This window comes from Paenibacillus turicensis, assembly GCF_017873435.1.
In the GTDB taxonomy this organism is placed as follows: domain Bacteria; phylum Bacillota; class Bacilli; order Paenibacillales; family Paenibacillaceae; genus Fontibacillus; species Fontibacillus turicensis.
Map to the genome: position 1 here is coordinate 13,851 of NZ_JAGGKG010000014.1, position 13,092 is coordinate 26,942.

The following is a 13,092-nucleotide window of genomic DNA, read 5'->3' on the forward strand; positions in this document are numbered from 1 at the left end:
AATACCGCCATTTTAATGGCGGTATTTCTGTAACCTACTCCTTAGTAGCTTGGTAAGTTGGTTATATTAAACGTCTAAGTTCTTCACATACTCAGCATGTTCATGAATAAAGTCACGACGTGGCTCAACATTATCGCCCATCAGCGTGTCAAATATCGCATCTGCTTGCATCGCATCTGAAATTGATACCTGCTGCATAGTCCGGCTTTCAGGGTCCATCGTTGTTTCCCATAGCTGACCTGCGTTCATTTCACCAAGACCTTTATAACGCTGAATGTTGAATTTAGCATTTTCACCAAACTCAGCAATAATTTCATCACGCTCTCTCTCAGAGCCTGCGTAACGAATCGTTTTGTTACGTTCGATCTTAAACAAAGGTGGTTGGGCAATGTACACATACCCTGCCTCGATAATTTTACGCATATAGCGGAAAAAGAACGTCAGTAATAGTGTACGAATATGCGCACCATCGACATCGGCATCTGTCATTAAGATGACTTTATGATAACGTGCCTTCTCTATATCAAAATCCTCACCAATACCTGTACCAAGTGCAGTAATAATGGCGCGAATTTCCGCATTACCTAAGATGCGATCTAGACGTGCCTTCTCAACGTTAAGGATTTTACCACGAAGCGGTAGGATCGCTTGGAAATGACGATCACGCCCTTGCTTCGCTGATCCACCAGCGGAATCACCTTCGACGATATACAGCTCACTAATTGATGCGTCCTTAGACGAGCAGTCTGCTAGCTTCCCTGGCAGAGAGCTAACCTCCAAGGCACTTTTACGTCTAGTTAGCTCACGCGCCTTACGCGCCGCCTCACGCGCTCTGGAGGCCTGTAAGCCCTTGTCCAAAATTTTACGTGAAACAGCAGGATTTTCCTCCATAAATTCTTGAAGCTTCTCGGCAAACAAGGATTCAACAATACCACGAACCTCACTGTTACCTAACTTCGTTTTGGTCTGACCTTCAAACTGCGGTTCAGGAATTTTAACAGAAATAATCGCTGTTAAGCCTTCACGCACATCATCACCGGTCAAATTAGAGTCATTATCTTTAATTAGCCCATTTTTGCGAGCATAATCGTTAATAATACGTGTTAATGCACTCTTGAAGCCAGATTCGTGTGTACCACCCTCATGGGTATTGATATTATTCGCAAAAGAAAAAATATTTTCAGAATAACTATCGTTGTATTGCAATGCAATCTCAACCTGAATCATTTCACGTTGGCCTTCAACATAAATCGGGAATTCATGCATCACTTCGCGGTTTTGATTCAAATATTTGACGTATTCAATAATCCCACCCTCATAGTGGAATGAATCGTTAGCGCCTGTACGTTCATCTGTGATCGTAATATTAATTCCTTTGTTCAGGAACGCTAATTCACGAATACGTGTTAACAAAATGCTATAGTCAAACACAGTTGTTTCTGTAAAAATTTCTGGATCAGGATGGAACGTCGTTTTTGTTCCTGTTCCTTCGGTATTACCGATAATTCTTATATCGTATTGTGGGGCACCACGACGGTATTCTTGTTGATAAACGTGGCCATCACGACGCACCTCAACAACAACCTTTTCTGACAAAGCGTTTACAACAGAAACCCCTACGCCATGCAAACCACCAGAAACCTTATATCCACCGCCACCAAATTTACCACCTGCGTGTAATACGGTCATTACGACCTCAAGTGAAGATTTTTTCAGCTTAGGATGCTCACCAACTGGAATTCCCCGTCCATTATCAATGACGGTCACACTGTTATCTTCATGAACGATAACATCAATGGTATCCGCATAACCAGCTAACGCTTCGTCAATACTGTTGTCTACAACTTCCCATACTAGATGATGTAGACCTCTAGCGCTAGTTGAACCAATATACATCCCTGGACGTTTCCGAACAGCTTCAAGGCCTTCCAGTACCTGTATCTGGCTCTCATCATACGATTGTTCGTTCATCGACATGCCTTCACCTACTTCTATAGATTCCATTCCCTCATGATAGATCAGGGAGGTTACACCACAAAAATAATGTTAGCCTTCTTTTTGAGCGTTGCAGAGGAGATCGGAGAGTAATATACCTTGTCCTTCGTCACAACGATAGACTTAGGTGCTTCCTCACCAATGCGTACGACGATCTTTTGTTCTAGCGCTTGGCTAATAAACTGTTTGGAAATCTTCGAGGATTTCTCGATAGACACGTCAAAAATCGCAATCAATTCTGAAGAGAAAATAACCTTTTCCCCACCTAAATGAATGTACATTCTGCTCTCCCGCCCTTATAAGCTTACTTGTCCTTCTTGGACATGAAAAATGATGGCGTCCTTTAGCCGACTTTGATTAATGCTCTCGATGCCTGTCGCTGTTATGAACGTCTGTACTTTACTTTGAAAGGTCTCAATTAACTGGGTTTGACGGTCTTGATCAAGCTCTGACAAAACATCGTCCAGCAATAAAATTGGATATTCTCCTATTTCTTCGTTGATTAACTCGATTTCTGCAAGCTTAAGAGAAAGTGCTGTAGTACGTTGTTGCCCTTGAGATCCGTATACCTGAGCTTCATTTCCGTTAATATAAAACGACACATCATCACGATGTGGCCCAGATAACGTGAGTCCACGTCTAATCTCCTGATCTTTCATCTGTGATAACTTTATCATAAATTGGCGTAATAAGACAGCTTCATCTTCTTCCTCTGCTTCTCCAAACGTAGGAAGATAGGACAATTTTAGCTGTTCTTGCCCACCTGTAATTCCATGATGGATGTGCTGCGCCCATTTTTGCAGCTTCTTTATAAATTGTTTCCTTTTTATAACAATTTTAACACCATGCTCTGCTAATTGTTCATTCCATATTTCAAGCATGGTTGTCATATCGGAGGAAGCACCCCAGGATTGCTTTAATAGGTTATTTCGTTGAACGAGTATTTTCTGATATTGCTGAAGATGGTACAGGTAGCTAGGCTGTACTTGTCCAATCTCCATATCAAGAAATCGTCTTCTTATGCCAGGGGAACCTTTTACAATTTCTAGATCCTCAGGTGCAAACATCACTACGTTCAAGCAACCAATAAAGTTGCTTAGCTTTCGCTGCTCCATCCCGTTTATTTTCGCTCTTTTCCCTTGTCCAGATAAACGCAGCTCTAAACCTACATTCCCTAACCTTTTATCAACCTCTGCAGTAATGACCGCATGGTCTTGTCCAAATGCAATCAGCTCTTTATCCTTGGAGGTCCGATGAGATTTAGTTAATGCGAGCACAAACAATGCTTCTAGTAGATTTGTTTTTCCTTGCGCATTACGCCCAAGAATCAGGTTTACATTTCCAAAGGCATTCATAGAGAGCTTCTCATAATTACGGTAATGGCTTAAATGCATATTTTTGATATACATGGGTTCACCCTTGCCCCCTTAGCCTGTTGACACAGTCACTCACAACGGTTACTGCGCTGAAGTAACCTGAAAAGCACCATTGCCTTCTACTTCAACCCTATCACCAGCATATAACTTTCGTCCACGACGATCCTCATTTTCGCCATTTACTTTGACAGCCTGATCCTGTAATAATGCCTTTGCCATCCCACCTGTTGGGACACAGTCTGCAAGCTTAAGAAATTGATCAAGCTTAATATAAGGTGTTGAAATCGTAATTGTTTTCATGTGCATGAGCTTCCTCTCTAGTTACTTGTGCGATAAGGCAAAATTAAATACAAGCTTTGGCTATCATCCATTGGCTTAATAATGATTGGACTCATTGCCCCTGTGAAACCAATATGAAGCTGCTCGCTTTCGACCACTTTGAGAATATCCAGCATATAACGAGAGTTAAAAGAGATTTTTAATGGATCGCCTGAAAATTGAGATACAGCCAGCTGCTCAGTTACTTTACCAAGCTCAGATGAACTGGAGGAAATTTCGATACTTCCATCCTCTAATGTTTGAAGGCGAACGATATTTGTTTTTTCTTCTCTTGAAAGTAAATACGCACGGTCGATCGATTCACTCAGCTGTTTTGTATCAAGAACAAGTTCTGTTTTGAACGTAGTTGGAATAATTTTAGAAGTGTCTGGATAGGTGCCATCTAAAATTCTGGAATAAAACAATACACGATCAATTTTGAACAATACTTGGTTATCTGCAACAACAATATCGACGACTGTATTTTGATCAGGAATAATTTTGCTTAATTCATTCAGTGTTTTCCCTGAAATAACGATGTTGCTAAAACGTACATCCTCACTTTGCAAGGCGATAGCTCGACTTGCTAAACGATGTCGGTCTGTAGCTACAAATTTAAATTGCCCTTCACTCAAATTCCATAATACCCCTGTCAAAATAGGAGAGGTTTCGTTGGAGGAGATGGAAAAGGTAGTGCCCTTGATCATATTTTTAAGTAGATCTCCTGGCATCGAGATCATTTGATCCTCTTCAATCGCTGGTAAAATCGGGTATTCCTCTGGATCAAGGCCAACGATGACAATTTCTGTAGACCCGGAGCGGATTAAGGTTTGAAAACCTTCTTGAACTTCCATTTCGATTTCTTGAGAAGGTAGCTTTTTTATAATTTCCACAAAAAATTTAGCTGGTAACACCACACTGCCAGCACGCTCAACCTTCACAATTTGCTTATTGTTATCTTCAACAGGAATAAACGCTTGAATAGACACGTCTGTATCACTTGCAGTTAAGGTCATCCCTTGAAAGTTAACGTCTAATTTAATACCAGTCAAAATAGGGATGGTGGTTCTGCTGGAGATTGCTTTGGATACGTGTTGAATTGATTCATTAAGCTCATTTTTTAAAATACGGATTTTCATACCTTCCACTCCTAAAAATTTAATTTATAATTCACAATAACTTTTTCGCATATATAAATGATTATCCACATACAATAAATCATAAAAAATAAAGTTTAGTGATCCAACTTCATTATCCACATGTTTATAACTTTAATTTAAAAGTAAAATTGCTCCACTATCTATTTCGGATGAAAAAGCTTGTATTTTTACAGTCAATAAAATCGGTCTTCTCCCCTTATTATTTTCAATACATAAATGCAATATAACCTTATCCATTTTAAATCTTCTCCCCTATATTAAAAAACACATTAAAAATTGGCAGAAATTAAAGAGAAATCTCCTTAATACAGAAGCTACTGCCATTGGGGAATGTGTTGTGGGATGGATCATGGAAATGTTGGCTTTATGATGAAGATAATATCTTTTAAAAGATAGAAGTAGTAGTAGGGGCACTGAATATGTGGATAACAACCAAAAATAGATGAAATGAAGCCTATTCACATGTTGATAGAATGTGCATAGGCTTACACCTTATTCAGGATGAATTTTTAATTTTCTCACTAATCGTATTAATGACTTTATATAAATCTGGATCATCCTTTATCATCTGCGTAATTTTCTCATGAGCATGAATAACGGTAGTATGATCACGTCCACCAAAGGCATCGCCGATTTTTGGCAATGAAAAGTCCGTTAATTCCCTGGAAATATACATCGCAATTTGTCTAGGGAAAGCAATCGCCTTTGTACGTTTCCTCGCTTTGAAATCCTCCAACTTGAGATTGTAATACTCGCCAACCTTCTGCTGAATATCTTGAATCGTAATCATTTTAGGACGACTGGATGGGATAATATCCTTTAGTGCCTCGGCAGCTAAATGAGTGGTCACATCCTGATTAATTAAGGATGAATAGGCGACAACTCGAATGAGAGCACCCTCTAGCTCACGAATGTTGGAATCAATCTGATTCGCAATGTACATCATGGCTTCATTTGGTATATCTAGGTTCTCAGCCTTCGCTTTTTTACGTAAAATTGCAATTCTCGTCTCTAAATCCGGTGGCTGAATATCTGTAATAAGTCCCCATTCAAAGCGTGATCTAAGCCGTTCCTCAAGGGTTGGAATTTCCTTAGGCGGTCTATCACTCGAAATAATAATTTGCTTACGTTCTTCATGCAGCGCATTAAAAGTATGGAAAAATTCCTCTTGTGTTGATTCTTTTCCAGCCAAAAATTGAATATCATCAATAAGAAGAATGTCGATATTACGATATTTGTTACGGAAGCTCTCAGCTCGGTTATCACGAATAGAATTAATAAATTCATTTGTAAACTTTTCCGAGGAAATATAGACAACCTTGCTGCTTGGACTATGCTCCAAAATATAATGTCCAATGGCATGCATTAAGTGTGTTTTCCCAAGCCCAACTCCACCATACAAAAACAGAGGATTGTAAGCTCTAGCAGGTGCTTCAGCGACAGCTAAAGAAGCGGCATGTGCAAAGCGATTGCCGGAACCAATGACAAACGTATCAAAAGTATATTTTGGATTTAGCATATGGGAAACGTTTTCTTCGATTTGGACAGGTGCAGGGGGTTCCTTCTGCATTTGAATCTGTTCTGGTGGTTCAGCTTCCTCGATGACGAAGGATACATTAACTTGTTTGTCCAAATATTCGTAAACTGTAGTTGCAACAAGCTTGGTATAGCGGCTTTCGAGCCATTCTACAGCAAAGGTGGTAGGTGCTGAGATCACGATGGCATGATCGGTGAGCGAAACAATCTTCGTCGCCTTAAACCACGTGTCAAAGCTTGGTTTGCTTAATTTTGTATTAATGATAGATAAAATATGCTGCCATATTTCAGAGGTATGGCTGTCCACAGACTGTCACTCCTTTTAAATCTTCCAATTGTGGCTTGAGCCATGCAGAAAGAGTCGAAAAACATAAATAAAGGGGACAGGTATCCCCAATAGTAAGTTAAATAGAATCATTATAAACAGGTATAATTGAAAATTGTTCACAATCTTATCCACAGGCTGTGTATAATTATATTTATTGATTAACATATACACAACAAAAGCATTATTATCATAGCAAAATAAACCCCATATTTCAACGTACTCTTAGAAATTATCCACAAATTCAATAACTTGTGTATAAATTTCATCAACACCACTACATATTGTTTATAAAATGTTAAAAGTTCGACATAAAGATTAAAAATGATAAAAAAATATACACAGTTTATTGACGTTATTTACGAAAATATGCGTCATAAATCTGTGTATAACTTATTTGGCTACTTTTTATTAAACCTTGTTATGTTTTGTTAGCTGGAAGTAAATTGTCGTTGAAATTGGGAGATCGCTTCATATTCTGGACCTAGTTTGCTGGAAATCGATAAAAATATCGGTAATAGTTGTTTGTAGATTTGGGCTGATTCAGGATTTGGATCATATTGCTGTGATTGTTCGGTAATTAATGTAGCCTCCTGTAAATTTTCAATAAAACCTAAGGCGTATAAACCTAAAATACAGGCACCTACACAAGAGCTTTCATGATGAGCAGGAATGGAGACGGGCTGATCAAAAATATCTGCAAGCATTTGGCGCCATAAAGAGGAAGAGGCAAATCCACCTGTTGCTTTAATGATGGCAGGTGTGCCAATTTGTTCTTGAATCGCTAACATGACGGAATATAAGTTGAAAATTACGCCTTCCATTGCAGCTCTAAGCATATGTTCCTTGTGATGATGTAAGGCAAGCCCAAAAAAAGATCCACGTGCATTGCTGTTCCATAAAGGAGCTCTTTCTCCTGCTAAATAAGGGTGAAAAAGTAAGCCCTCTGAACCTGCAGGTACTTGCGAGCAAATTTGGGAGATCAAATCATAAGGATCAATGCCTAATCTTTTAGCTGTTTCAACCTCCGCGCCAGCTAATTCATCTCTCATCCAGCGAAGAATGTGTCCTCCATTGTTGACAGGTCCACCTATGACATAATGCTTATCCGTTAAGACATAACAAAAGGTTCGCCCTTTTTCATCAAGAACAGGTCGATCAACCACAGTACGAATTGCTCCACTTGTGCCGATTGTAACGGCAACTTCACCAGGTGACATGGCATTTAAACCTAAATTAGATAAAACCCCATCATTTGCACCAATCACAAAAATCGTTTCTGGCGTAAGTCCCATTACATTTGTGTATTGTAGCGCTGCACCCTTTCTATAGTAGGTTGTAGGTACAATCTTGGACAATTTGCTTTCATTAATTTCCGTTGCTGCAAGCGCTGCTGTATCCCATTTTAATTGCTGTAAATTCATGAGCCCTGTGCAGGAAGCGATGGAGTAATCCACCTCATAGGTTGAAAATAGCTTCGCCCAAATATATTCCTTAATCGAAATAAATTTATAAGCGGTACTAAAAATATGGCCACGCTCCGCACGAAGCCACATTAATTTGCCCAGTGGACTCATAGGATGGATTGGTGTTCCGGTCCGAAAATAAAGCTCATGCCCCTTTTGCTCTAGTAGTAGCTTCGTATAAGGCTCACTACGATTATCTGCCCATGTAAGGGCATTCATTAATGGGTTTCCGTTTGAATCAATCGGAATGATGCTATGCATCGCTGCACTAAAGGAAACAAATTTAATTTGCGTGGGTGAGCTGACATGTTCACGCATGAGTTGTGCTGTAGTTTCTAACACAGCCTGAAAAATTTCATCAGGATCTTGCTCCGCGGCTGCTACCTCTGGTGTATATAAAGGATAATGTACGTGTGCAGAGGACACTATACCTCCATTAATGTTATACAATACCGCTTTAGTGCTTGTTGTGCCAATATCAATGCCGATCATATAAGAAGTGAAATCCACGTTAGTCCTCCTTATGACTTTTTTATATATTATATAGTAATCCACATGTGAATAACTTTTTAAATATTTTTTTGAAAAGGGGAGCTGTGGAAAACTTTTAAAAGTGTTATTCAGTGTGTATAATGAAGGAAGGGAAAGCTTGATTATAAAAATTACAAAATTTTCGCTCATTGACTTTTAAAAGGGTTCATGGTTAAATGTAAAAAGGCATTTTCTGTGCGTAGTGAAAATGGTGAATATGTAGTTATTCCTGTAAGGGGGTGCAATAAATGAGACCAACTTTCAAACCAAATGTGAGCAAACGTAAAAAGGTTCACGGATTCCGTAAAAGAATGAGCACAAAAAACGGACGTAAGGTTCTCGCTGCTCGTCGTCTAAAAGGCAGAAAAGTACTAAGTGCTTAATGACTGCATAAGGCCACTGTCAGTGGTCTTTTTTTAACATAGATAAGGTTAAATGTTAATCTTACATTGTCGTCGTACATGTTCTTTACTTCACAAGGTGGAGATGTAACGATATTTAAAAATGGTAGGCCTGAACTCTTTAGATGCAGGGTTACCATTTTTGACGTTGCTTAAGACAAATTGGACAAAGTAGTTTGAACCAAAAGTTAGGGAGTTTGCGCCAGTGCAAAGAAAACTTCGATTAAGAAATCGTGCCGACTTTGGTCGAGTATATCGATCAGGTAAGTCCTTTGCAAATCGTCAATTAGTTGTGTATTGGTCCATAAGACCAGAGATTGAACGATTTAGACTTGGGATTTCGGCAAGTAAAAAAATTGGAAATGCTGTGGTCAGAAATCGAATGCGCCGCTTAATTAAGGAAATTGTACGTTCCCATGAGCCTAAAATTCGTGATCACGTTGACATAATTATAATTGTACGTAATGGAGCCGTTGGGATGAATTATCACGAGCTGGAGAAAAGTGTTCTCCATGTGCTGAAAAAATCCTCGCTTACTAAAGTGTAAAGGCTGTCATAAGCTTTGTTTCTTTGTATGTTTAATTATGGTATCATTTACAATGACGTATAAGGTTAAGAGAGGAGTTTTGAGGTGTCACGAATTAAAAACAATAGAATAAGATGGACTCTCCTCGCACTATCAATAGGTTTAATGACTATGTTAGCAGGTTGTGGAGTGCCAAATGCATCAGTAGCTACAACAACGGAGGATATGGCGAATAGTACGTCATTTTGGACACGTAATGTCGTCTATTATTTCTCTTATGCACTCGACACATTTGCTGATTGGTTTAATGGTGCATATGGAATCGCGATTTTGTTATTAGTGTTGATTGTCAGAACATTAATTTTGCCATTAACTTTGAAGCAGGTCAAGAGTACAAAGGCGATGCAAGCACTTCAGCCTGAGCTGCAAAAAATTAAAGAGCAATATAAAGATAATCCACAAATGCAGCAACAAGAAACAATGAAGATTTTCCAAGAAAACAAAGTTAATCCAATGGCGGGTTGCTTTCCTTTACTGATTCAAATGCCAGTGTTCATCGCTTTATATAACTCGATAACACATAACTCAGCGATTAGTGCACATTCATTTTTATGGTTGCAGTTAGGTGAGGCGGACAAGTACTTTATTTTGCCGATCGTCGCTGCAATTACAACGTATATTCAAACGAAAATGATGTCTACGATGAATTCTAATCCAAATGGTATGCAGGGACCAATGCAGTTCATGATGTATGTATATCCGATTTTGATCTTCGTCATGGCGTATCAGTTCCCAGCAGCATTACCGCTTTACTGGATTTACAGTAATATTTACACGATTGTACAAAACTATCTCATTTATCGTAAAAAAGATCCTGTAGCTGTCGTTGGTGGACAAGCAGCGAGCACATCGGGTTCTAAACGAGGCGGATCAAATTTAAAAGCCGGACATCCTGGTAAGGGTGCTAAGGAGGCCAAAAAGCGCAAATGATGAACAGTATAGTGACGTCGGGAAGAACTATTGAAGAAGCTGTAAGACAAGGATTGGCCATACTCGGGGTTACCGAGGATCAAGTCGATGTAAAAGTGTTAGAGCAGCCGTCAAAGGGATTTCTGGGGCTGATTGGCGTAAAGGCAGCTAAGGTTGAACTTACTTTAACCACTAATGCGCAATCAGAATCACCGCAAAGGACAAAAACCGAAACCAAACAGCTAGAGGTCGGTGATCATCCAAATCATTTGGTAGATCCTTATGAAGCGGCGGCGTCATTTGTTCGTGATGTTGCTCTTAGCATGGGGCTTGAAGTGGAAGTAGAGATTGTCACCAAACGTGACAATACGGTCTTAAATATTTCCGGTAGTGAGCTTGGTTTATTGATTGGGCGTCGGGGACAAACATTAGACGCTTTGCAATATTTAGTTAATATTATTGCGAATCGTCATTCAGATAGTTTTTTGCGTATTATTTTGGATGCAGAAAACTTCCGTGAACGCAGAAGAAAGACGTTAGAACAGCTAGCGATGCGATTAGCTAGCAAGGTGATTCGTTCTGGCAAGGAAATGGTGCTTGAGCCCATGTCTCCGCAGGAACGTAAAATCATTCATTCCCGCTTACAGGATCACCCTGAGGTGAAGACGTTTAGTAAAGGTGAGGAACCAAATCGCAGAGTAGTTATTGCGCTAAAGAATAATAAGTAGGCTCTTATAGCCTGAAGAGACGCTCGTGATGGTTTGCCTTAGCAAACGTTGCTGGCGTCTTGTTTTTATAAGAGTCAATTAAATATTTAGCTCTATATAAATCATTACTTGACAGCATCAGGAGGGTGGAAGCTACGATACAGAGAGTTCTTACGATTGTTGTTAAAACCAAATTTCCTTTTATTGAATTAAGTATATTGTTAGAATTTGATTTTAAAAGACAATCTTCAGAATCCCTCTGTTCCTCCGCTACTGTGGGTTGGTTGTTAATCTATGATTTCTAGATTGAGCTAAACATTTAAATATATTGGAAAAATATTAGAGTAGAGGTGAAGATAAAATGTTAAGTGACACAATTGCTGCAATCGCGACAGCAGTAGGAGAGAGTGGAATTGCAGTTATTCGTGTTAGTGGTCCGGAAGCAATAGCTGAGGTCGATGTCTTGTTTAAAGCTAAAACCAAGCTAAGGGATGCGGACAGTCATACTGTTCATTATGGATATATTGCTCATCCTGACACTGGAGAGAAGCTAGAAGAGGTACTGGTGTCCATTTTCCGCGCGCCTAGATCGTTTACAACAGAAGATGTGGTTGAGATCAGTACCCATGGCGGAATCATTTCTGTTAAGCGAGTGATGGATTTATTGTTAAGTGGACCATCTATACGAATTGCCGAACCAGGGGAATTTACGAAGCGTGCCTTTTTAAATGGTCGGATTGATTTGTCACAAGCAGAAGCTGTAATCGATCTAATTCGCTCAAAGTCAGATCATGCCTTTTCGCTTGCATTAAAGCAGGTCGAAGGTGTATTGTCTCATCAAATTAAAGAACTACGTCATAAAGTAATTGAAACCTTGGCTCATATTGAGGTGAATATCGATTATCCTGAGCATGATGTTGAGGATATGACGTTTTCCTATATAAAACAACAGTGTCACGATGTATGTATTGGGATTGATCGGTTGCTAACCCATGCGGAGCAAGGCAGGATTTTACGTGAGGGGATTACGACAGCGATTGTAGGTAGACCTAACGTTGGTAAATCGTCATTGCTTAATAGTCTTGCCCATGAAAATAAAGCGATTGTAACAGACATTCCAGGTACAACAAGAGACGTAATCGAGGAGTTTGTCACAATTCAGAACATCCCACTTAAGCTGTTAGATACTGCTGGAATTAGAGAAACGATGGATATCGTTGAACAAATTGGTGTAGAACGCTCCAAGGCTGCTGTGAATGAAGCTGATCTTATTTTACTTGTGTTAAATAGTGCAGAAGCTTTACATGAGGATGAAATTCAGTTGATGGAGCAATTAAAGGATCGCCAAGTATTGGTGTTGCTTAATAAGGTTGATTTACCGCGTCAGCTTGAATTGGATATGGTTACTAAGTACTTTAAGCAGGAATCTATAGTAGAATTATCGGTGGTGACACATCATGGTTTAGATCATTTAGAAGAGGCTATTGCGAAATTATTTTTTGGTGGTAAGCTTGAATCTGGTGATTTAACTTATGTGAGTAATGTAAGACATATTGCACTGCTGAAAAAGGCTAAGCAATCGCTAATTGATGCTTATGAGGCGGCGGATACAGGCATTCCAATCGATATTTTGCAAATTGATGTAAGACTTGCATGGGAACAGCTTGGTGAGGTCATCGGAGATGCTGCGCCAGATGCACTTATAGATCAGATTTTCTCTCAATTTTGTCTAGGAAAGTAAGTTGTGGACTTGGGAAAATAGTTAAAATATAAGCAATAATT

Annotated in this window: 13 protein-coding genes; 5 read left to right on the forward strand and 8 right to left on the reverse strand. The window is 39.3% G+C overall.

The annotated features are described in order from the left end of the window. Positions 1–66: 66 nt before the first annotated feature. From gyrB to gntK, 8 genes are all read right to left on the reverse strand, one after another. Entirely contained in the window at positions 67–1,977 is a 1,911-nt protein-coding gene (gene gyrB / locus J2Z32_RS14245; protein WP_210089957.1) for a DNA topoisomerase (ATP-hydrolyzing) subunit B, read from the reverse strand. Positions 1,978–2,027: 50 nt separating this feature from the next. Continuing rightward, positions 2,028–2,276: an extracellular matrix regulator RemB gene (remB, locus tag J2Z32_RS14250; RefSeq protein WP_210089853.1), complete on the reverse strand. Its 249-nt coding sequence runs from the start codon at positions 2,274–2,276 to the stop codon at positions 2,028–2,030. 15 nt (positions 2,277–2,291) lie between these two features. Then, entirely contained in the window at positions 2,292–3,404 is a 1,113-nt protein-coding gene (gene recF, locus J2Z32_RS14255; RefSeq protein ID WP_210089854.1) for a DNA replication/repair protein RecF, read from the reverse strand. A 48-nt stretch (positions 3,405–3,452) separates the two neighbouring features. Beyond that, the gene (gene yaaA, locus J2Z32_RS14260; RefSeq protein WP_210089855.1) at positions 3,453–3,671 is read right to left on the reverse strand and encodes a S4 domain-containing protein YaaA; all 219 of its coding nucleotides are present in this window, start codon (positions 3,669–3,671) and stop codon (positions 3,453–3,455) included. 17 nt (positions 3,672–3,688) lie between these two features. After that, entirely contained in the window at positions 3,689–4,828 is a 1,140-nt protein-coding gene (dnaN, locus tag J2Z32_RS14265) for a DNA polymerase III subunit beta (protein WP_210089856.1), read from the reverse strand. A gap of 132 nt (positions 4,829–4,960) precedes the next feature. After that, the gene (locus J2Z32_RS22575; protein ID WP_280921147.1) at positions 4,961–5,086 is read right to left on the reverse strand and encodes a hypothetical protein; all 126 of its coding nucleotides are present in this window, start codon (positions 5,084–5,086) and stop codon (positions 4,961–4,963) included. A gap of 259 nt (positions 5,087–5,345) precedes the next feature. Then, positions 5,346–6,692 carry a chromosomal replication initiator protein DnaA gene (gene dnaA, locus J2Z32_RS14270; RefSeq protein WP_210089857.1) on the reverse strand — a complete coding sequence of 449 codons (1,347 nt, stop codon included), beginning with the start codon at positions 6,690–6,692 and terminating at the stop codon, positions 5,346–5,348. Positions 6,693–7,141: 449 nt separating this feature from the next. Next, on the reverse strand, positions 7,142–8,668 hold the full coding sequence (gene gntK, locus J2Z32_RS14275; protein ID WP_245251488.1) for a gluconokinase: 1,527 nt from the start codon (positions 8,666–8,668) through the stop codon (positions 7,142–7,144). A 287-nt stretch (positions 8,669–8,955) separates the two neighbouring features. On the opposite strand from gntK, the gene rpmH reads away from it, so the two are divergent. The 5 genes from rpmH to mnmE all read left to right on the forward strand — a co-directional run bounded on the left by rpmH (position 8,956) and on the right by mnmE (position 13,051). Next, positions 8,956–9,090: a 50S ribosomal protein L34 gene (gene rpmH, locus J2Z32_RS14280; RefSeq protein ID WP_019914530.1), complete on the forward strand. Its 135-nt coding sequence runs from the start codon at positions 8,956–8,958 to the stop codon at positions 9,088–9,090. Positions 9,091–9,313: 223 nt separating this feature from the next. After that, positions 9,314–9,655 carry a ribonuclease P protein component gene (rnpA, locus tag J2Z32_RS14285; protein WP_210089859.1) on the forward strand — a complete coding sequence of 114 codons (342 nt, stop codon included), beginning with the start codon at positions 9,314–9,316 and terminating at the stop codon, positions 9,653–9,655. 84 nt (positions 9,656–9,739) lie between these two features. Continuing rightward, positions 9,740–10,624, forward strand: a complete 885-nt coding sequence (locus J2Z32_RS14290; RefSeq protein WP_210089860.1) for a YidC/Oxa1 family membrane protein insertase — start codon at positions 9,740–9,742, stop codon at positions 10,622–10,624. Next, a complete protein-coding gene (jag, locus tag J2Z32_RS14295) occupies positions 10,624–11,331 on the forward strand; it encodes an RNA-binding cell elongation regulator Jag/EloR (protein ID WP_210089958.1) in 708 nt (235 codons plus the stop codon). The genes J2Z32_RS14290 and jag overlap by 1 nt, the downstream gene beginning before the upstream one ends. Positions 11,332–11,671: 340 nt before the next feature. Next, on the forward strand, positions 11,672–13,051 hold the full coding sequence (gene mnmE, locus J2Z32_RS14300) for a tRNA uridine-5-carboxymethylaminomethyl(34) synthesis GTPase MnmE (RefSeq protein ID WP_210089861.1): 1,380 nt from the start codon (positions 11,672–11,674) through the stop codon (positions 13,049–13,051). Positions 13,052–13,092 lie beyond the last annotated feature (41 nt).